Genomic DNA, 17,364 nt, shown 5'->3' with positions numbered 1-17,364 from the left:
TGGCCCGATGATGGCGGCCATGCGATGGCGTTTTGATCCTGTTTCCCTGGTGTGGGCGGTGGCCCTGTTTGTCCTGCTCGTGCTGCTGGCCACCGTCGGCGCACGCTGGGGCTGGGTGCGCAGCTTCTTCGGCGACGTGTTGGCCGTGGCCTGGGTCTATGCCGTGTTCAAGACCGTGATCGCCGCGCGCGTGCTGACGCTGGCATCGGCCGCACTGTGCGTGGGCCTGCTGGTGGAGCTGGGCCAGTTCCTGGCATCGACCTTCCAGTTGCACATTCCCAACCGAGCGCTGCGCATCGTGCTGGGCAGCACGGCCGACTGGTGGGATGTGCTGGCCTATGCGATGGGTTTTGCAGCCGTGCTGGCGGTGGAGGCTGCGTTCCGTGGCCGCAGAGCCAGGCCTGTGCTCTGATCAGGCCCTTACAGCGCAGCCGCCGGCCTTGAGCACCCGCTTCGTCGAGGCCGGATACCGCTCCAGCTTGTCCGCCGGCCGGCGCGGCCTGGCCACCAGCTCGCCACCGCAGTTGGGGCAGGCGCCGTGCAGCACATGATCCGCACAGCCGGCACAGAACGTGCACTCGAAGGTGCAGATGCGGGCCTCGGCAGACTCTGGCGGCAGGTCCTTGTCGCAGCATTCGCAGTTGGGTCGAAGCTCAAGCATCGGTGCACTCCGGGTGTGGTCCATGAAGACTGGCATCCTAGTGGATGTGCTCTGCCGGGGAGCGGTCCTCGCGCTCCATCTGCAGCGTCGTATGGTGCAGGTCGAAGCCGGCCTGCAGCCTGTCCTCGATATCGCGACGCACCTGCTCGCCGTCCGCGCCGGGCAGCAGCACCACATGGCCGGTCAGCATGGGCTTGCTCTGCGTGACCGCCCACAGGTGGACATCGTGGATCGCTGCCACGCCCGCCGTGCCCGCAATCGTCTCGCGCACCGCCTGCAGGCTCATCCCCGAGGGCACGCCTTCCAGCAGGATGTTGATGCACTCGCGCAACAGGGTCCAGGTCCGCGGGAACACCATGAAGCCGATGCCCACGGCCACCGCCGAGTCGATCCACCGCCAGCCCGTCAGCCAGATCAGCGCAGCACCGGCGAGCACGCCGACCGAGCCCAGCATGTCAGCCCACACCTCCAGGTACGCGCCCTTCACGTTCAGGCTCTCGTCCTTGCCGCCCGACAGCAGGCGCATGGAGATCAGATTGATCACCAGGCCCGCGGCCGCCACCGCCATCATGCCCAGGGACTGGATTTCCGCAGGTGCCGACAGCCGGCGGTAGGCCTCATACAGGATGTAGAAGGCCACGCCCAGCAGCACCAGCGCATTGACGGCGGCGGCCAGGATCTCGAAGCGCGCATAGCCGTAGGTGCGCAGCAGGTCGGCTGCCTTGCGGCCGGCGCGTATGGCCACCAGGGCCAGCAGCAGCGCCATCGCGTCGGTCAGCATGTGCATGGCGTCGGAGATCAGGGCCAGGCTGCCCGTGACCATGCCGCCGATGATCTCCACCACCATGAAGGTGCCGGTCAATCCGAAGGCAAACCAGAGACGGGATTCCGGCAGGGCGCGCACGTCGCCGTGCTGATGGCTGTCGCTCATGAGATTCCTTGACTTGAAAACGGTTGTGAACAGAGGGCCGCCGCATCCATGGCGACCATGGCAAGCGGGGGATCGGACCTCGATGAGAAAGCGTGAAGTGACTTGAAGGTCAAGTGCTGGCGGCAACTCGGCACCGCAGGTGGCCCGGACACCGCAGCGCGCATATCCCTGCATCCATCGCAACATTTCATTTAGGTAAATTGATTACGAATAGTAGAATCAAGATATCCACCAAGGAGACATTCGATGAACACAAGCGCCCGTCCCGACCTGTCCACACTGCCACCGCCCGCCGCCGTGCAGCAGCTGCACCACTACGCCTACAAGGCCCGCGATGCCGAGGAGACCCGCCACTTCTACGAGGACATCCTGGGCCTGCCGCTCTACCACATCATCCAGAGCGACTACGTGCCCAGCACGGGCGAGTACTGCCCCTACACGCACTTCTTCTTCCGCCTGAAGGATGGGTCGTTCATCGCCTTCTTCGACATCGGCGACGACGAAAAGGCCCTGCCCTCGCCCAACACGCCGCTGTGGATCAACCACATCGCCTTCCGCGTGGACACCGTCGAGGAACTGGAGAACACCAAGGCCCGCCTGGTGGCGCATGGCATCGAGGTGCTGGGCGTGACCGACCACCACATCTTCAAGAGCATCTATTTCTTCGATCCCAACGGCATCCGCCTGGAGCTGTCGGCCCAGCTGGCCGACGAAGTGCAGATGGCGCGCGAAAGCACCACCGCCCACGCCCGCCTGAACGAGTGGACGGCACGCAAGGAGCAATGGCGCAAGGAACGCGCCGAAGGCAAGGCCGCCCAGCCGCTCAAGCCCCAGAGCAACGACCGGCCCGAGTTCGTCCCCGACGCAGCGGCCTGAATAAGACCCGGCGAACAGGCAGGCGGACGGGGTCGGTAGAATCCCCGTCAAACCGTCATCCATTTCGCATATGCAGACGGCATCCCTTCAACGGATGCCGTTTTCATTTGCCAAACGCCATTCGCACAATTCCCCGCAAGCAAGCCATGAGCGACACCATTGCCCAGCCAGGCCTCGACAGCCTGTCCAAATCGTTTGAACCCGCAGCCATCGAGGCCCAATGGGGCCCCGAATGGGAAAAGCGCGGCTACGGCGCAGCCGGCGTGCGCGGCACGGGCCAGGCAGATGCATCCCAGCCCTCGTTCTCCATCCAGCTGCCGCCGCCCAATGTGACGGGCACGCTGCACATGGGCCATGCGTTCAACCAGACCATCATGGACAGCCTCACGCGCTACCACCGCATGAAGGGCCACAACACGGTCTGGGTGCCCGGCACCGACCACGCGGGCATCGCCACCCAGATCGTGGTGGAGCGCCAGCTGCAGGAGCAGGGCATCGCCAGCCGCCACGACATGGGCGCGACGCCTCCCGAGGCGCGCAAGAACTTCGTGAGCAAGGTCTGGGAATGGAAGAACCAGAGCGGCAACACCATCACCGGCCAGATGCGCCGCATGGGCGACAGCGTGGACTGGAGCCGCGAGTACTTCACCATGGACGACAAGCTGTCGTCCATCGTCAACGAGACCTTCGTGCGCCTGTACCAGCAGGGCCTGATCTACCGTGGCAAGCGCCTGGTGAACTGGGACCCCAAGCTGATGTCCGCCGTCTCCGACCTCGAGGTCGAGAACGAGGAAAAGGACGGCTCGCTGTGGCACATCGCCTATCCGCTGGCCGACGGCTCGGGCCAGCTCGTGGTGGCCACCACGCGCCCGGAAACCATGCTGGGCGACGCAGCCCTGATGGTGCACCCCGAGGACGAGCGCTACCAGGCGCTGATCGGCAAGACCGTGATCCTGCCCCTGGTGGGCCGCGAGATCCCCATCATTGCCGACGACTACGTGGACCGCGAGTTCGGCACGGGCGTGGTCAAGGTCACGCCTGCGCATGACAACAACGACTACGCCGTGGGCCAGCGCCACGGCCTGCCGATGATCTGCGTGCTGACGCTCACGGCCACCATCAACGACGAGGCGCCCGAGAAGTACCGCGGCATGGACCGCTTCGTGGCGCGCAAGGCCATCGTGGCCGACCTGGACGCGGCCGGCCTGCTGGTCGAGACCAAGAAGCACAAGCTCATGGTGCCCATCTGCACGCGCACGGGCCAGGTGATCGAGCCCATGCTGACCGACCAGTGGTTCGTGGCCATGAACAAGGTCGGCGAAGGCGATGCCACGGGCAAGTCCATCGCGCAGAAGGCCATCGATGCCGTCTCCAGCGGCCAGGTGCAGTTCGTGCCCGAGAACTGGGTCAACACCTACAACCAGTGGATGAACAACATCCAGGACTGGTGCATCTCGCGCCAGCTGTGGTGGGGCCACCAGATTCCCGCCTGGTACGACGAGGACGGCAAGGTCTACGTGGCCCGCACCGAGGAAGAAGCCCAGGCCCAGGCCCCCGGCAAGACGCTCACGCGCGACGAGGACGTGCTGGACACCTGGTACTCCTCGGCCCTGGTGCCGTTCTCCACCATGGGCTGGCCGAACCAGACCGAGGCGGCCGACGATGACTACAACCTCTACCTGCCCAGCTCGGTGCTGGTCACGGGCTACGACATCATCTTCTTCTGGGTCGCCCGGATGATCATGATGACCACGCACTTCACGGGCCGCGTGCCCTTCCGCCATGTCTACATGCATGGCCTGGTGCGTGACGCCCAGGGCAAGAAGATGAGCAAGTCCGAGGGCAACGTGCTCGACCCCGTGGACCTGATCGACGGCATCGACCTGGACACCCTGCTGGACAAGCGCACCCAGGGCCTGCGCCGCCCCGAGACCGCCCCCCAGGTGCGCAAGAACACGCAAAAGGAATTCCCCGAGGGCATTCCCGCCTACGGCGCCGATGCGCTGCGCTTCACCTTCGCGGCCCTGGCCTCGCTGGGCCGCTCCATCAACTTCGACAGCAAGCGCTGCGAGGGCTACCGCAACTTCTGCAACAAGCTGTGGAACGCCAGCCGCTTCGTGCTGATGAACTGCGAAGGCCATGACTGCGGCCTGCTGCCCCACACCAAGGAGCAATGCCAGGCCGGCGGCGAGTTCGCGGGCTACATGCAGTTCAGCCAGCCCGACCGCTGGATCACCTCGCAGCTGCAGAAGGTCGAGGCCGAAGTGGCCAAGGGCTTTGCCGAATTCCGCCTGGACAACGTGGCCAACGCGCTGTACGACTTCGTCTGGAACGAGTTCTGCGACTGGTACCTGGAAATCGCCAAGGTGCAGATCCAGACCGGCAGCGAGGCCCAGCAGCGCGCCACGCGCCGCACGCTGATCCGCACGCTGGAGGCCATCCTGCGCCTGGCCCACCCCATCATCCCGTTCGTGACCGAAGCCCTGTGGCAGAAGGTCGCCCCGGTCGCCGGCCTGCCCGGCGAGTCCGTGGCCGTGGCCCGCTACCCCGAGGCCCAGCCCGAGAAGATCGACGAAGCCGCCATCGCCTACGTGGGCCGCATCAAGCAGATGATCGACGCCTGCCGCACGCTGCGCGGCGAGATGGGCGTGTCGCCCGCACAGCGCCTGCCGCTGCTGGCCGTGGCCAGCTCGGACGACGAGGCGCAGTTCCTGCGCACCAACGCCGCCGTGCTTCAGAACCTGGCCAAGCTCAGCGAAGTCAAGGTGTTCGACGACGAAGCCGCCTGGGCCGAGGCCGCCCAGGCCGCGCCCGTCTGCGTGGTGGGCGAGGCGCGCCTGGCGCTGTTCGTGGAGATCGACGTGGCGGCCGAAAAGGCCCGCCTGTCCAAGGAAGCCGCACGCCTGGAAGGCGAAATCACCAAGGCCAATGCCAAGCTGGGCAACGAGGCCTTCGTGGCCAAGGCGCCCCCGGCTGTCATCGACCAGGAAAAGAAGCGCGTGGCCGACTTCGGCGCAACGCTGATCCGCATCCAGGAACAACTCGCCCGCCTGGGTTGAAAGATCCGTTTATGAGCACCCAGACCCGTGTCCGCAAAGCCGTGTTTCCCGTTGCCGGGCTCGGCACGCGCTTTCTGCCCGCCACCAAGGCCTCTCCCAAGGAGATGCTGCCCGTGGTGGACAAGCCGCTGATCCAGTACGCAGTGGAAGAGGCCTACGAGGCCGGCATCCGCGACATGATCTTCGTCACCGGCCGCAGCAAGCGCGCCATCGAGGACCATTTCGACACCGCCTACGAGCTGGAAAACGAACTGGAGAACGCCGGCAAGCAGGCCATGCTGGAGCTGGTGCGCAGCATCAGCCCCGCCGACATGAACTGCCTGTTCGTGCGCCAGCCGCGCTCCCTGGGCCTGGGCCACGCCGTGCTGTGCGCCGAGCCGCTGGTGGGCAATGAGCCCTTTGCCGTGCTGCTGGCCGACGACCTGATGGTGGGCGAGTCCGGCGGCCCGGGCGTGATGGCCCAGATGACCTCGGCTTTCCAGAAACAGGGCCGCTCCCTGCTGGCCGTGCAGGAAGTGCCGCTGGAGCAGACCAAGCGCTACGGCATCGTGGCCGGCGAGCCGGCCGGCGGCGCGCTGATGCGCATCGAGAAGATCGTCGAAAAGCCCGCGCCCGAGAAGGCGCCCTCGCGCATGGGCGTGGCCGGCCGCTATGTGCTGACACCGGCCATCTTCGAGGAGATCCGCAACCAGCCCAAGGGCGTGGGCGGCGAGATCCAGCTGACCGACGCCATCGAACGCCTGATGGCCCATGAAGCCGTCTACGCCTTCCAGTACCAGGGCAAGCGCTACGACTGCGGCAGCAAGGAAGGCTTTTTGCAGGCCACGGTGGAGCTGGCGCTGCAGCATGAGGACGTGGGCGCGAGCTTCCGCGAATACCTGCAGGGCCTGAGCATCTGAGGCCGGGCCCCAGGGCCGCCCCTGCCCCATGCAAAAGGCCTGCGAAAGCAGGCCTTTTTCTTTGGAGCGAGCCGCGTGCAGCCGCTCAGCGCCGGCGCAGGATGTGGATGAACTCCGCGCCCACGGTCTGCTGCTCCACCAGCTCATTGCCGGTCTGCTTGGCGAAGGCCTGGAAGTCGCGCAGCGATCCGGTATCCGTGGCCACCACCTTGAGCAGCTGGCCGCTGTCCAGTTCGGCCAGCGCCTTCTTGGCCTTGAGAATGGGCAGCGGGCAGTTGAGCCCGCGCGTGTCGATTTCCTTGTGAATTTCCATCGGATGCACCTCTTGAGCCTGGGATTCTAGGCGGCATCGCGGCTGAGGCCGGCAGCAGTGTCTTGATCGGCGCGACTCGCTTCAGCCTCCTGGGCCTGCTCGGCACGCTTCCAGAAGTCACGGATCACAGGATCATGCCCCCGGCTGCGCAGCCACTTGGCCAGCGCCATGCCGGTGCCCGAAGGCCAGGCCTGGACTTTCTCGGGCTCCAGCAGGCGGTATTCCAGCAGCTCGGGCGACAGCCGCACCTGGCCGCTGGCGCGCACATGGAAGGCGATGATCACCTGGTTCATGCGCAGGAACTCATGCACGCTGATCAGCTCCAGCGACTCGGCCTTCAGGCCGGTTTCCTCCTCCACCTCGCGCGCCACGCCCTCCTCGGGCGACTCGCCGGCTTCCATGAAGCCCGTGATCAGGCCGAAGACCTTCTCGGGCCAGGCCGCATTGCGCGCCAGCAGCACCTTGCCGTCCAGCTCCACGATGGCGGCCAGCACGGGCGTGGGATTGTTCCAGTGCGTCCAGCCGCACTCGGGGCAGCGCAGGCGCGATACATCGCCGCCGTCCTCGGCCTGGATCACCCACTGCAGGGGGGTGGCGCAGTGCGTGCAATAGCGGGTTTCATAGTGCATGGGGCTGTTCCTGGTTTTTTGCTGTCCTGGCTCAATGCAAACAGGAAGGCCCGCCGGAAGGCGGGCCTGTCGCTGTATCAGGCGGGGAAGACGCCCGTGGACAGATAGCGGTCGCCGCGGTCGCAGACCACGAAGACGATGGTGGCGTTGTTCTCGCGCTCGGCAATCTGCTGGGCCACCCAGCAGGCGCCCGCAGCCGAGATGCCGGCAAAGATGCCTTCCTCGCGCGCCAGGCGGCGCGCCATGTCCTCGGCATCGTCCTGGCCCACGAGCACGGTCTCGTCGATCAGCGAGGCGTCGTAGATCTTGGGCATGTATTCCTCGGGCCACTTGCGGATGCCGGGGATGCGCGAGCCTTCGGCCGGCTGGGCGCCCACGATGCGGATGGCAGGGTTCTTTTCCTTGAGGAACTTCGCCACGCCGGTGATCGTGCCCGTGGTGCCCATGGCGCTCACGAAATGGGTGATCTCGCCGCCGGTCTGCTCCCACAGCTCGGGGCCGGTGGTCTCGTAGTGGATACGCGGGTTGTCGGGGTTGCCGAACTGGTCGAGCACCACGCCCTTGCCCTGGGCCACCATCTGGTCGGCCAGGTCGCGCGCATATTCCATGCCGCCGCTCTTGGGCGTGAGGATCAGCTCGGCGCCATAGGCCTTCATCGTCTGGGCACGCTCGATGGACAGGTCCTCGGGCATGATCAGCACCATCCGGTAGCCCTTGATCGTGGCGGCCATGGCCAGCGCAATGCCGGTATTGCCCGAGGTGGCCTCGATCAGCGTGTCGCCGGGCTTGATGTCGCCGCGCTCTTCGGCGCGGCGGATCATCGACAGGGCCGGCCTGTCCTTGACAGAACCGGCCGGGTTGTTGCCTTCCAGCTTGCCCAGCACCACGTTGCCACGTTCCTGGCGAGACTGCGCACCGATGCGCTGCAATGCCACCAGGGGCGTGCGGCCGATGGCGTCTTCGATGGTCGGATAAATTTTCATAGCCTCACACTGTGCCATAATTCGCCCCTGCGCTAAGTAGCCCGGGTGGTGAAATTGGTAGACGCAGGGGACTCAAAATCCCCCGCCGCAAGGCGTGCCGGTTCGATTCCGGCCCCGGGCACCAGAGATTACGTAGCCGAAAAAGCAGTCCGCTGCTTTTTCGGCTATTTCTTTTCCGGCCGCTGTCTTCACAGTGTCCGCACACCCCTCCTTCCTGCACCAGCCCTTTTCAGCGGCTGCACTGCAATTCAAGGCCTCCAGCCTGACCAGATCCTGCGTCCTCATGCCTTGGGCGGGATAGCCCCTGCGCGCTTTCACCCGCACACCGCCCAACCTGTGTACAACTTTGGCATCAAGTCACCTCCAAGGCGGAAACGGACTGCAATCAGGCGCATGTCCAGCCCGCCCCGAATCGCCCCCACCGCGGCCTGCCCCCTAGCCTTGCCCAGTGCGCGAAATCCGGCACCTTCCCTCTGAAAACCGGTATCTGCACCATCGCCATGCAGCCAATTTCCGGCGCGGGCACCAGCCCGGTGCGCCCGCTGCAAAAGCCTGGTGATGCCCATGAAAAAAGCCACCCTGGGGTGGCTTTATTTCTCCACAGAACCCTTGAACAACCCTGTGGATATTCAGTGAACAGCAAGTGAACGAGGCGTCCAAGTGCTTGCATTCACTGGCCGCAAGCTAGGCTGCCTGCAAATCAGGCAGCCCCTGAATCCAAGGGAAAACCCTTGAAACCGGGGTCACCTGCCGCGCCGCGCCTCAGGCATCGGAGCGGCGGATCTGGGCGCGGCCCGCCGCCGTGATGTGCCATTGATGGCTGCTGTCCACTTCGACCAGTCCACGCTCGCGCAGCCTCTTGGACAGATGCTCGCGCGCCGCGCTTTCCAGCGACACGGGCTCGCCCATTTCCAGCTTCTTGAGCACTTCGAGTTCATCCACCGTCGGCTCGTACACGGGTGCGTGATATATGGTTTCGGCCATCGCTACTCCTTCGCTATTCAAAGTCTCATGCCCCGGCACTGCCCAAGGCATGGGTCCCAACATAGCGTTGGCCGGGACGCCACGCAATCGGTGTCCGCACCTTTTTTCGCGATGTGGGCGATGATGGCACGCTTTGCGGCGGCGTCCCACAGGTGCCAGGGCACTGCCCTGTCCGGGAAACGGGCAGCCCGCTCTCTTGCCGCCGCCCTCTGCTCTCCGCTCTTGCCATCTGCTCCAGGGATTCAGGTTTTCATGTTGTACGCCATCACCGCCTTGTTCGCCTTCCAGTTGCTGGGAGAGGCCATCGTCCAGCTCACGGGGCTGCCGCTTCCGGGAGCGCTTATGGGCACGCTGCTGCTGCTGGCGGCGCTGCTGCTGCACGGCCGCCTGCCCGAGTCGCTGGAGAAGGCCGCCGGCGTGCTGCTGCAGAACATGATGCTGCTGTTCATTCCCGTCATTGCAGGCGTGATGCTGGAGTTCGACCGGCTGTCGCGCGAATGGCAGCCCTTCGTGATCGCCTGCGTGGCGGGTGCAGCCATTACCTTCCTGGCCACGGCCTTCACCTTCCGCTGGTGCCTGGAGCGCCAGCGCGCCCGCGAGGCGGCCGCCAGCCAGGGAGACAAGGCATGAACGCGCTCACCACCCACTGGCACAGCGCCTGGCAGTCGCTGTCCGGCAATGCCTCCACCGCCCACCTGCCCTGGCTGGTGCTGACCATGGCCGTCTACCTGGCGGCCATGGCGCTGTACCGCCGAAGCGGCAACCATCCGCTCCTGATTCCCGTGTTCACGGCCGTCGTCGTCATCGTGGGCGTGCTGCTGGCCACGGGCACCTCCTATGCCAGCTACCGCAGCGGCGTCTCGCTGCTGGGACTGCTGATCGGCCCGGCCACCGTCGCGCTGGCAATTCCGCTGTACGCCCAGCGCGAGCGCATCCGCGCGCTGTGGCTGCCCATCAGCGTGGCGCTGGCCGTGGGCTGCGTGGTGGCGTTGCTGTCGGCACTGCTGATCGGCTGGAGCCTGGGAGCGACGGTGCAGACGCTGGTGGCGCTGGCGCCCAAGTCGGCCACCATTCCCATCGCCCTACCCATGGCCGAGCGCTTTGGCGGGCCGGCCTCGCTGGCGGCCGTGGCCGTGGCCATCACCGGCATTGCGGGCACGATGATGGCGCCGCTGCTGATCCGCCTGGTGCGCAGCGATGACCCGGCCGTGCAGGGTTTTGCCCTGGGACTTACGGCCCACGCCATCGGCACGGCACGCGCGCTGCAGGTGAATCCGACCATGGGCGCCTTCTCGGCCCTGGCCATGGGCCTGAACGGCGTGGCCACGGCCGTGGTCATGCCGCTGTGCCTGGCCGTGCTGCCCTGGTTTTGAGCGCGATTGCGGGTTTTCCCCAGAGACACCCCCACAAGCCTGTGGACAAGCGCCGCCAGCAGCAAGGATAAGTCAGTTAAGTGACTGTCATCGTTGAACAATCCAAGGCCTGCTTAATTTTCAGGCAGGCCGGTGCTCCCTGGCGCGCTGCTGCAGCCATGAAGAGAACACGCGCAGGGCGGGCGCGGGCTGGGCATCGGGCGCCAGGGCCGGGGTGACCAGGTAGTAGGCACGGTTGCCGCGCAGCGGCTGGGGGCAGGCAATGATGAGGTCGCCGCGCGCCAGTTCCTGCTCGATCAGCATGGGTGGCATCAGCGCCACGCCCAGGCCCTGGCTGGCCGCCACGGCCAGCATGGAGAAGAGCTCCAGCCGCATGCCGTCCAGCGCGCGCGGCGCGGCCACGCCCATGGCATCGAACCACTGCTGCCAGCCGTAGGGCCGCGTGCTTTGCTGCAGCAGCGGCATCCGGGCCACGATGTCCGCCCCCACAGGCAGCCAGGCCCGGCCCGGCTCGCGCGCCTGGGCCGTGGCCAGCAGTTGCGGGCTGCACACGGGCACCACCTCTTCGTCCATCAGCCATTGCGCCTGCACACCGGGCCAGCGTGCCACCTGCTCGGGCGTGCCTGCATAGAGCGCAGCGTCGAACACGGTATCGGCAAACAGGAAGGGCCGCGTCTGCACATCGATGTGCACGGTGACCTCGGGATGCTCGCGCGCCAGCTGCGGCAGGCGCGGCAGCAGCCAGCGCGTGGCGAAGGTGGGCACGGCCGCCAGGTTGAGCGGGCCTCCCTCGCCCTGGTGGGCCATGATGTCCAGCGTGTCGCGCTCCAGGCCGTGCAGCCAGCGCGAGACCTGCTGGGCGTACTGCGTGCCGGCCTCCGTCAGCAGCACGCCGTGGCGCGTGCGCCGGAACAGCTGCACGCCCAGGAACTCCTCCAGCGCAATGATCTGGCGCGATACCGCGCTTTGCGTGAGCGACAGCTCCTGCGCCGCACGCGTGTAGCTGATGTGGCGGGCGGCCGACTCGAAGCAGGCAAGGGCTTGGGTGGATGGCAGGGCTCTACGCATATCTCATGAATTCAATGCACTTCAGAGCCTCACATCATAGGGAATAACCCGCAACAACCCATTCATACATGCGTTTTGCGCATTCATGGATGAACAAACATCGTTTGCGCCACGCGCAGGCCCGCTTCTAAGATGCGTCGCAACAACGCTCCATGGCCACAGCCTGCCCGGCTTTGGCATATGGCAGCGACCCGCCCTTGACCTCTTTGTTTTTTGGAGAAACCACGCCATGGCCCGCAACAGCTTCCAATGGGATGACCCCTTCCAGCTCGACCAGCAACTGAGCGAAGACGAGCGCATGATCCGCGACGCGGCCCATGCCTACTGCCAGGAGAAGCTGGCACCCCGCGTGCTGGAAATGTTCCGCCATGAAAAGACCGACGTGAGCATCTTCCGCGAGATGGGCGAGCTGGGCCTGCTGGGCCCCACCATCCCCACGCAGTACGGCGGCGCGGGCCTGAACTATGTCAGCTACGGCCTGGTGGCGCGCGAGATCGAGCGCGTGGACTCGGGCTACCGCTCCATGGCCAGCGTGCAAAGCTCGCTGGTGATGGTGCCCATCAATGAATTCGGCACCGAAGACCAGAAGAACAGGTACCTGCCCAAGCTGGCCAGCGGCGAGTTCATCGGCTGCTTCGGCCTGACCGAACCCGACCACGGCTCCGACCCCGGCAGCATGTCCAGCCGCGCCTACAAGGTGGACGGCGGCTACCGCCTCAAGGGCAACAAGATGTGGATCACCAACAGCCCCGTGGCCGACGTGTTCGTGGTCTGGGCCAAGGAAGTGACCGAGGACGGCCATGTGGGCGAGATCCGCGGCTTCATCCTGGACAAGGGCATGAAGGGCCTGTCGGCCCCGGCCATCCACGGCAAGGTGGGCCTGCGCGCCTCCATCACGGGCGAGATCGTGATGGACGATGTCTTCGTTCCCGAGGAAAACGCCTTCCCCGAGGTGCGCGGCCTCAAGGGCCCCTTCACCTGCCTGAACAGCGCACGCTTCGGCATTGCCTGGGGCGCCCTGGGCGCAGCCGAGTTCTGCTGGCACACGGCGCGCCAGTACACGCTGGACCGCAAGCAGTTCGGCCGCCCCCTGGCCGCCAACCAGCTGGTGCAGAAGAAGCTGGCCGACATGCAGACCGAGATCACCCTGGGCCTGCAGGCCGCGCTGCGCGTGGGCCGCATGAAGGACGAGCACCAGAACGTGATCGAGATCACCTCGCTGATCAAGCGCAACAACTGCGGCAAGTCGCTGGACATTGCCCGCATGGCGCGCGACATGATGGGCGGCAACGGCATCAGCGACGAGTTCGGCGTGGCCCGCCACCTGGTCAACCTGGAAGTGGTCAACACCTACGAAGGCACGCACGATGTGCATGCGCTGATCCTGGGCCGGGCTCAGACCGGCATCGCAGCTTTTGCCAACTGACCCCCTGAGGCGCTTCGCGCCTTCCCCCTTCTCGCTTCGTGGAGGGGGACGACGCCCTCGCCGCGAGGCGGCTCTTGCTCGGCGTCCCTGGCCTGTTCCACGCCCATGTCACACGCTATGGGTGACGGAAGCTCAAGCCCTGAGCTGAACTACCAGCGGCATCGGGCGCGCTCATATTTCTTCCCTCTCATGTCCTCCACATCCTCCGCGCCGGCCGCATTGGCTGGCATCAAGGTGCTTGATCTTTCCCGCGTGCTGGCCGGGCCCTGGTGCACGCAGACACTGGCCGACCTGGGCGCCGATGTGATCAAGGTCGAGCGGCCCGTGGCCGGCGATGACACGCGCCACTGGGGGCCTCCGTTCCTGCCGCGCGACGATGGGCAGGCCACGCAGGAGGCCAGTTATTTCACGGCCTGCAACCGCAACAAGCGCTCGGTCACCATCGACATGTCCACCCCCGATGGGCAGCAGCTGATTCGCCAGATGGCGGCCGGGGCCGACGTGCTGGTGGAGAACTTCAAGGTCGGTGGCCTGGCCCAGTACGGGCTGGACTACGAAAGCCTCAAGACACTTAATCCGCGCCTGGTCTATTGCTCGGTCACGGGTTTCGGCCAGACCGGCCCGTATGCCGAGCGCGCGGGCTACGACCTCATGGTGCAGGCCATGTGCGGGCTGATGAGCATCACCGGCCATGCCGACGAGGCGCCCGGAGGCGGCCCGCTGAAGGTGGGCGTGGCCGTGATCGACGTGTTCACGGGCCTGTATGCCAGCAATGCCATCCTGGCCGCGCTGCATGCGCGCCAGGCCTCGGGCCGGGGCCAGCACATCGACATGGCCCTGCTCGACGTGGGCATGGCCGTGCTGGCCAACCAGGCCGCCGGCTTTCTGGCCACGGGCGAATCGCCGGGCCGCGCCGGCAACATCCACCCCAGCCTGGCGCCCTACCAGGACTTCGCCACGGCCAACGGCAACGTGCTGCTGGCCATTGGCAATGACGGGCAGTTCGCGCGCTTTTGCGCCGCCGTCGGCGAAGCCGGCTGGGCGCAGGACGAGCGCTTTGCCACCAACACCGCGCGCGTGCGCAACCGCCAGGCGCTGCTGGAGCGGATGGTGCCCCTCATGAAGACACGCGGCACGGCCGAATGGATTGCGCTGCTGGAAGACAAGGCCGTGCCCTGCGGCCCCATCAACACCATCGCCCAGGCCTTCGACGACCCGCAGGTGCGCGCACGCGGCATACGCGTCGAGCTGCCGCGCGAGGCCGGCGACGGCATCTCGCGCATCGCCGGCGTGGCCAGCCCCATGCGCCTGAGCGATACCCCGCCCGTGCTGCGCAGCGCACCGCCCTCCCTGGGCCAGCACACCGATGAAGTACTGGGCGAGCTGGGCATTGCGCCCATGGCCATCCAGGCGCTGCGCTCGCGCGGCGTGGTCTGATCGCCTGCGCCAGGCAACACCGCCTCCTCCACATCTTTTTCCTCAAGCACCGCCATACGAATGTCTTAAAAAAACCCAGCCTTCCCACCCGTCGGTGCCTCACAACAAACGCTCACAACATCCATTCAAGGAGACAACACCATGACTCACACCACTCGCATCGCGCTCGCCGGCATCCTCGGCGCCCTCGCGCTGTCGGGCGCAGCCCATGCCCAGGGCTACCCTGCCAAACCCATCAAGCTGCTCGTGCCCTTCGCGGCCGGCGGCACCACCGACCTGATCGCGCGCATCGTGGCCGAGCCGCTGGGCCGCGCCCTGGGCCAGCCCGTGGTGGTCGAGAACAAGGGCGGCGGCGGCGGCAGCATCGGCGCGGCCGAGACGGCGCGCGCCCAGCCCGACGGCTACAGCCTGGGCATCGCCACCGTGTCCACCACGGCCACCAACCCGGCGATCAATCCCAAGATCCCGTACAACGTGCTGACCGACTTCACGCCTATCGTGAACATCGCGGCCACGCCCAACATCATTGCGGCCCACCCCAAGTTCGCGGGCAAGAACTACCAGGAGTTCCTGGCCGAGGTGAAGAAGAACCCCGGCAAGTACTCCTACGCCTCGCCCGGCAACGGCAGCATCACCCATCTGATGATGGAGATGTTCAAGCTGTCCACGGGCACCGACATCACCCACGTGCCCTACCGTGGCAGCGGCCCCGCGCTGAACGACGCCGTGGCCGGCCAGGTTCCGCTGATCTTCGACAACCTGCCCTCCGCCCTGGGCTTCGTCAAGGAAAAGCGCCTGGTGCCCATCGTGGTGGCCGCGCCTCAGCGCCTGGCAGCGCTGCCCGATGTGCCCACCTTCAAGGAAGTGGGCCTGGCCCCCGTCAACCGCATGGCCTACTACGGCATCGTCGGCCCCAAGAACCTGCCGCGCGACATCGTGGACAAGGTCAATGCCGCCACGCGCAAGGTGCTGCAGGACCCCGCCATCAAGAAGCGCATCGAGGAAACCGGCTCGCTGATCGTGGCCGACACGCCCGAGCATTTCTTTGAAGAGATCAAGGCCGAACTGGCGGTCTACAAGGACGTGGTGCAAAAGCAGAACCTGACGATGGATTGAGCCAGCGCGTCACCCGCCGACCATCCCCGCCACGGCGGGGATTTTTGCTGGAGGGCTCGAAGGCGGGAGCCGCCAAGCGACATCCCAGCAACCTGCCTGCTTACCTGTCTTTTGCCCTGCGAGATACAATGTATCTCACCCATTTTTGCAGAAGCACACCATGGCAACCACCACCATGATCCACGTGCGCGTGGATGAAGAGATCAAGGCACAGGCCGCCGAAACCCTGGCCGGCATGGGCTTGACGGTGTCGGATGCCGTACGTGTCTTCCTGATGCGCGTGGTGGCCGACCAGCAATTGCCCTTCGACCTCAGGGCACCCAACGCCGAGACGCGCGCAGCCATGCAGGAGGCACGCGCCATGCGCAAGGCACGCTTTGCCACCGCGGACGATTTGCTCCATGACCTCGAAAAAGGCAGCGAGCAGTAAGCGCGCAGTCCTTCCCCGCGCATCGGACCGGACCAAGGCTTTCGCCAAGGACTGGGTCCGGCTGTCGCATTCCGGCCGCCATGACATGAAGCGGTTGAAGGAGGCCATGCTGCTGCTGATTGCCAACGACGCCCCCCTGGAGCCTCAGTGGCTTGACCATGCCCTCACCGGCGACTGGGCCGATCACAGGGAGTGCCACGTGGGGGGCGATTTCCTGCTGATCTACCGGCTCGATGGCCAGGGCGCCAACGAATCGATCATTTTCGTGCGAGCCGGCACGCACGCCGAGCTGTTCGACTAAGACACGCCCAGCAACGCCTCGCACACCTCACACAGGCGCCCGGCCAGACGCCGGCCCGGCGCCGACAACTGGGCCCGCGCATGCAGTGCCACTTCCACATCAGGCACGGGGGCGAAGCCGGCCATGCCGTCGAGCAGGCGGTGGCCGGGCCGGACCAGCCGGCGCGGAAGCAGGCTGATGCCCAGGCCCTGCTCCACGGCGGCTTCCAGGCTGGCCAGGCTGGCGCTCATATAGGCCAGGCGCCAGCGCCGGCCGGCGGCATCCAGCGCATGCGTCATCTCGCTGCGGTACAGGCCGCCCTGTGGAAACACCACCAGAGGCAAGGGATCCATCCCGTGGCAGGGATGCAGCGCACTGTCTATCCAGGCCAGCGGTTCAGGCCAGCGCGCCATGCCGGGCGTGCTGCCGCTGCGCTGCTTGACGATGGCCAGGTCCAGCTCGCCGGACTGGAACTGCTGCCATATCGCCTGCGACAGCCCGCTGGTCAGCTCCAGGCGCAACTGCGGCTGGCTGCGCGCCAGCGCGCCCAAGGCGGGCATCAAGGCATTGCCGGCAAAGTCCTCTGGTACGCCGATGCGCAGCACGGCTTCGGTGGCGTCAGCCAACTGCTCCACGGCCTCGTCCATGAGCGCGAGGATGCGCTGCGCATAGGCCAGCAGGCGCTCTCCTTCCAGCGTGCATTCCACATGGCGCCCGCTGCGGTCCAGCAGCGTGCAGCCCATTTGCTCCTCCAGCCTGCGGATCTGCTGGCTGACCGTGGACTGGGTCAGGTGCACGCCCTGCGCCGCGCGCGTGAAGCTGCCGGTTTCGGCCACGGCGCAGAAGCTGCGCAGCAGGGTGGGGTCTATGGAAGAGGGCTGCATGGGGCTTGGGCGAAT

General features: G+C 66.2%; 19 protein-coding genes and 1 tRNA gene. 12 read left to right on the top strand and 8 right to left on the bottom strand.

Annotated elements, in window-relative coordinates:
* The first annotated feature begins 7 nt into the window (after positions 1-7).
* Positions 8-412: a ribosomal maturation YjgA family protein gene (locus DTS01S_RS18245; RefSeq protein ID WP_017407074.1), complete on the top strand. Its 405-nt coding sequence runs from the start codon at positions 8-10 to the stop codon at positions 410-412.
* Here DTS01S_RS18245 and DTS01S_RS18240 read toward each other — a convergent pair whose 3' ends face one another.
* Both DTS01S_RS18240 and DTS01S_RS18235 read right to left on the bottom strand, forming a co-directional pair.
* Entirely contained in the window at positions 413-661 is a 249-nt protein-coding gene (locus DTS01S_RS18240; protein WP_012204142.1) for a DUF1272 domain-containing protein, read from the bottom strand.
* Between the two features lie 37 nt (positions 662-698).
* Entirely contained in the window at positions 699-1,592 is an 894-nt protein-coding gene (locus tag DTS01S_RS18235; RefSeq protein ID WP_017407073.1) for a cation diffusion facilitator family transporter, read from the bottom strand.
* Positions 1,593-1,838: 246 nt separating this feature from the next.
* Here DTS01S_RS18235 and DTS01S_RS18230 point away from each other — a divergent pair, with 246 nt between their 5' ends.
* From DTS01S_RS18230 to galU, 3 genes are all read left to right on the top strand, one after another.
* Entirely contained in the window at positions 1,839-2,468 is a 630-nt protein-coding gene (locus tag DTS01S_RS18230) for a VOC family protein (protein WP_012204140.1), read from the top strand.
* 146 nt (positions 2,469-2,614) lie between these two features.
* The gene (locus DTS01S_RS18225; RefSeq protein ID WP_017407072.1) at positions 2,615-5,527 is read left to right on the top strand and encodes a valine--tRNA ligase; all 2,913 of its coding nucleotides are present in this window, start codon (positions 2,615-2,617) and stop codon (positions 5,525-5,527) included.
* 11 nt (positions 5,528-5,538) lie between these two features.
* Positions 5,539-6,426: a UTP--glucose-1-phosphate uridylyltransferase GalU gene (gene galU / locus DTS01S_RS18220; RefSeq protein ID WP_016448953.1), complete on the top strand. Its 888-nt coding sequence runs from the start codon at positions 5,539-5,541 to the stop codon at positions 6,424-6,426.
* Between the two features lie 85 nt (positions 6,427-6,511).
* Here the strand turns inward: galU and DTS01S_RS18215 are convergent, their stop codons facing one another.
* The 3 genes from DTS01S_RS18215 to cysM all read right to left on the bottom strand — a co-directional run bounded on the left by DTS01S_RS18215 (position 6,512) and on the right by cysM (position 8,351).
* Complete coding sequence (locus DTS01S_RS18215; protein WP_012204137.1) at positions 6,512-6,739, bottom strand: sulfurtransferase TusA family protein; 228 nt, start codon at positions 6,737-6,739, stop codon at positions 6,512-6,514.
* Between the two features lie 26 nt (positions 6,740-6,765).
* Positions 6,766-7,368, bottom strand: a complete 603-nt coding sequence (locus tag DTS01S_RS18210; protein ID WP_017407071.1) for an NUDIX hydrolase — start codon at positions 7,366-7,368, stop codon at positions 6,766-6,768.
* A 77-nt stretch (positions 7,369-7,445) separates the two neighbouring features.
* Entirely contained in the window at positions 7,446-8,351 is a 906-nt protein-coding gene (cysM, locus tag DTS01S_RS18205) for a cysteine synthase CysM (RefSeq protein ID WP_017407070.1), read from the bottom strand.
* Positions 8,352-8,390: 39 nt separating this feature from the next.
* Here cysM and DTS01S_RS18200 point away from each other — a divergent pair.
* A tRNA-Leu gene (locus tag DTS01S_RS18200) sits at positions 8,391-8,475 on the top strand.
* A gap of 638 nt (positions 8,476-9,113) precedes the next feature.
* Here the strand turns inward: DTS01S_RS18200 and DTS01S_RS18195 are convergent.
* Positions 9,114-9,335, bottom strand: a complete 222-nt coding sequence (locus DTS01S_RS18195; RefSeq protein WP_017407069.1) for a hypothetical protein — start codon at positions 9,333-9,335, stop codon at positions 9,114-9,116.
* Positions 9,336-9,587: 252 nt separating this feature from the next.
* Here DTS01S_RS18195 and DTS01S_RS18190 point away from each other — a divergent pair, with 252 nt between their 5' ends.
* A complete protein-coding gene (locus DTS01S_RS18190) occupies positions 9,588-9,965 on the top strand; it encodes a CidA/LrgA family protein (protein WP_017407068.1) in 378 nt (125 codons plus the stop codon).
* The gene (locus tag DTS01S_RS18185) at positions 9,962-10,708 is read left to right on the top strand and encodes an LrgB family protein (protein WP_016448958.1); all 747 of its coding nucleotides are present in this window, start codon (positions 9,962-9,964) and stop codon (positions 10,706-10,708) included. The genes DTS01S_RS18190 and DTS01S_RS18185 overlap by 4 nt, the downstream gene beginning before the upstream one ends.
* A 120-nt stretch (positions 10,709-10,828) precedes the next feature.
* Here the strand turns inward: DTS01S_RS18185 and DTS01S_RS18180 are convergent, their stop codons facing one another.
* Positions 10,829-11,776, bottom strand: coding sequence for a LysR substrate-binding domain-containing protein (locus tag DTS01S_RS18180; RefSeq protein ID WP_012204131.1), 948 nt, complete (start codon positions 11,774-11,776; stop codon positions 10,829-10,831).
* 229 nt (positions 11,777-12,005) lie between these two features.
* Between DTS01S_RS18180 and DTS01S_RS18175 the strand changes: the two genes are divergently transcribed.
* The 5 genes from DTS01S_RS18175 (at position 12,006) to DTS01S_RS18155 (ending at position 16,486) form a co-directional block, all read left to right on the top strand.
* The gene (locus tag DTS01S_RS18175; RefSeq protein ID WP_016448959.1) at positions 12,006-13,202 is read left to right on the top strand and encodes an acyl-CoA dehydrogenase; all 1,197 of its coding nucleotides are present in this window, start codon (positions 12,006-12,008) and stop codon (positions 13,200-13,202) included.
* Positions 13,203-13,391: 189 nt separating this feature from the next.
* A complete protein-coding gene (locus tag DTS01S_RS18170) occupies positions 13,392-14,639 on the top strand; it encodes a CaiB/BaiF CoA transferase family protein (protein ID WP_017405623.1) in 1,248 nt (415 codons plus the stop codon).
* Positions 14,640-14,780: 141 nt separating this feature from the next.
* Positions 14,781-15,755: a tripartite tricarboxylate transporter substrate binding protein BugE gene (locus DTS01S_RS18165; protein ID WP_017405624.1), complete on the top strand. Its 975-nt coding sequence runs from the start codon at positions 14,781-14,783 to the stop codon at positions 15,753-15,755.
* A gap of 160 nt (positions 15,756-15,915) precedes the next feature.
* Positions 15,916-16,185 (top strand): type II toxin-antitoxin system RelB/DinJ family antitoxin, encoded by a 270-nt coding sequence (locus DTS01S_RS18160; protein WP_061288290.1) that lies wholly within the window; start codon positions 15,916-15,918, stop codon positions 16,183-16,185.
* Positions 16,157-16,486 (top strand): type II toxin-antitoxin system YafQ family toxin, encoded by a 330-nt coding sequence (locus DTS01S_RS18155; RefSeq protein ID WP_026062230.1) that lies wholly within the window; start codon positions 16,157-16,159, stop codon positions 16,484-16,486. Before DTS01S_RS18160 ends, DTS01S_RS18155 begins: the two co-directional genes overlap by 29 nt.
* Here the strand turns inward: DTS01S_RS18155 and DTS01S_RS18150 are convergent.
* Positions 16,483-17,349, bottom strand: coding sequence for a LysR family transcriptional regulator (locus DTS01S_RS18150; RefSeq protein ID WP_061288277.1), 867 nt, complete (start codon positions 17,347-17,349; stop codon positions 16,483-16,485). The two genes, DTS01S_RS18155 and DTS01S_RS18150, sit on opposite strands and share 4 nt — an antisense overlap.
* Positions 17,350-17,364 lie beyond the last annotated feature (15 nt).

The organism is Delftia tsuruhatensis NBRC 16741 (genome assembly GCF_001571325.1).
GTDB classification, from domain to species: domain Bacteria; phylum Pseudomonadota; class Gammaproteobacteria; order Burkholderiales; family Burkholderiaceae_C; genus Comamonas; species Comamonas tsuruhatensis.
The sequence above is the reverse complement of the archived record's forward strand: the minus strand, read 5'-3'. Positions and strand labels throughout refer to the sequence as shown.

Excerpts from the sequence above, each read along its gene's own strand:
- DTS01S_RS18245 (WP_017407074.1), top strand. The coding sequence starts at position 8 with ATGATGGCGGCCATGCGATGGCGTTTTGATCCTGTTTCCCTGGTGTGG.
- DTS01S_RS18240 (WP_012204142.1), bottom strand. The coding sequence starts at position 661 with ATGCTTGAGCTTCGACCCAACTGCGAATGCTGCGACAAGGACCTGCCG.
- DTS01S_RS18235 (WP_017407073.1), bottom strand. The coding sequence starts at position 1,592 with ATGAGCGACAGCCATCAGCACGGCGACGTGCGCGCCCTGCCGGAATCC.
- DTS01S_RS18230 (WP_012204140.1), top strand. The coding sequence starts at position 1,839 with ATGAACACAAGCGCCCGTCCCGACCTGTCCACACTGCCACCGCCCGCC.
- DTS01S_RS18225 (WP_017407072.1), top strand. The coding sequence starts at position 2,615 with ATGAGCGACACCATTGCCCAGCCAGGCCTCGACAGCCTGTCCAAATCG.
- galU (WP_016448953.1), top strand. The coding sequence starts at position 5,539 with ATGAGCACCCAGACCCGTGTCCGCAAAGCCGTGTTTCCCGTTGCCGGG.
- DTS01S_RS18215 (WP_012204137.1), bottom strand. The coding sequence starts at position 6,739 with ATGGAAATTCACAAGGAAATCGACACGCGCGGGCTCAACTGCCCGCTG.
- DTS01S_RS18210 (WP_017407071.1), bottom strand. The coding sequence starts at position 7,368 with ATGCACTATGAAACCCGCTATTGCACGCACTGCGCCACCCCCCTGCAG.
- cysM (WP_017407070.1), bottom strand. The coding sequence starts at position 8,351 with ATGAAAATTTATCCGACCATCGAAGACGCCATCGGCCGCACGCCCCTG.
- DTS01S_RS18195 (WP_017407069.1), bottom strand. The coding sequence starts at position 9,335 with ATGGCCGAAACCATATATCACGCACCCGTGTACGAGCCGACGGTGGAT.
- DTS01S_RS18190 (WP_017407068.1), top strand. The coding sequence starts at position 9,588 with ATGTTGTACGCCATCACCGCCTTGTTCGCCTTCCAGTTGCTGGGAGAG.
- DTS01S_RS18185 (WP_016448958.1), top strand. The coding sequence starts at position 9,962 with ATGAACGCGCTCACCACCCACTGGCACAGCGCCTGGCAGTCGCTGTCC.
- DTS01S_RS18180 (WP_012204131.1), bottom strand. The coding sequence starts at position 11,776 with ATGCGTAGAGCCCTGCCATCCACCCAAGCCCTTGCCTGCTTCGAGTCG.
- DTS01S_RS18175 (WP_016448959.1), top strand. The coding sequence starts at position 12,006 with ATGGCCCGCAACAGCTTCCAATGGGATGACCCCTTCCAGCTCGACCAG.
- DTS01S_RS18170 (WP_017405623.1), top strand. The coding sequence starts at position 13,392 with ATGTCCTCCACATCCTCCGCGCCGGCCGCATTGGCTGGCATCAAGGTG.
- DTS01S_RS18165 (WP_017405624.1), top strand. The coding sequence starts at position 14,781 with ATGACTCACACCACTCGCATCGCGCTCGCCGGCATCCTCGGCGCCCTC.
- DTS01S_RS18160 (WP_061288290.1), top strand. The coding sequence starts at position 15,916 with ATGGCAACCACCACCATGATCCACGTGCGCGTGGATGAAGAGATCAAG.
- DTS01S_RS18155 (WP_026062230.1), top strand. The coding sequence starts at position 16,157 with ATGACCTCGAAAAAGGCAGCGAGCAGTAAGCGCGCAGTCCTTCCCCGC.
- DTS01S_RS18150 (WP_061288277.1), bottom strand. The coding sequence starts at position 17,349 with ATGCAGCCCTCTTCCATAGACCCCACCCTGCTGCGCAGCTTCTGCGCC.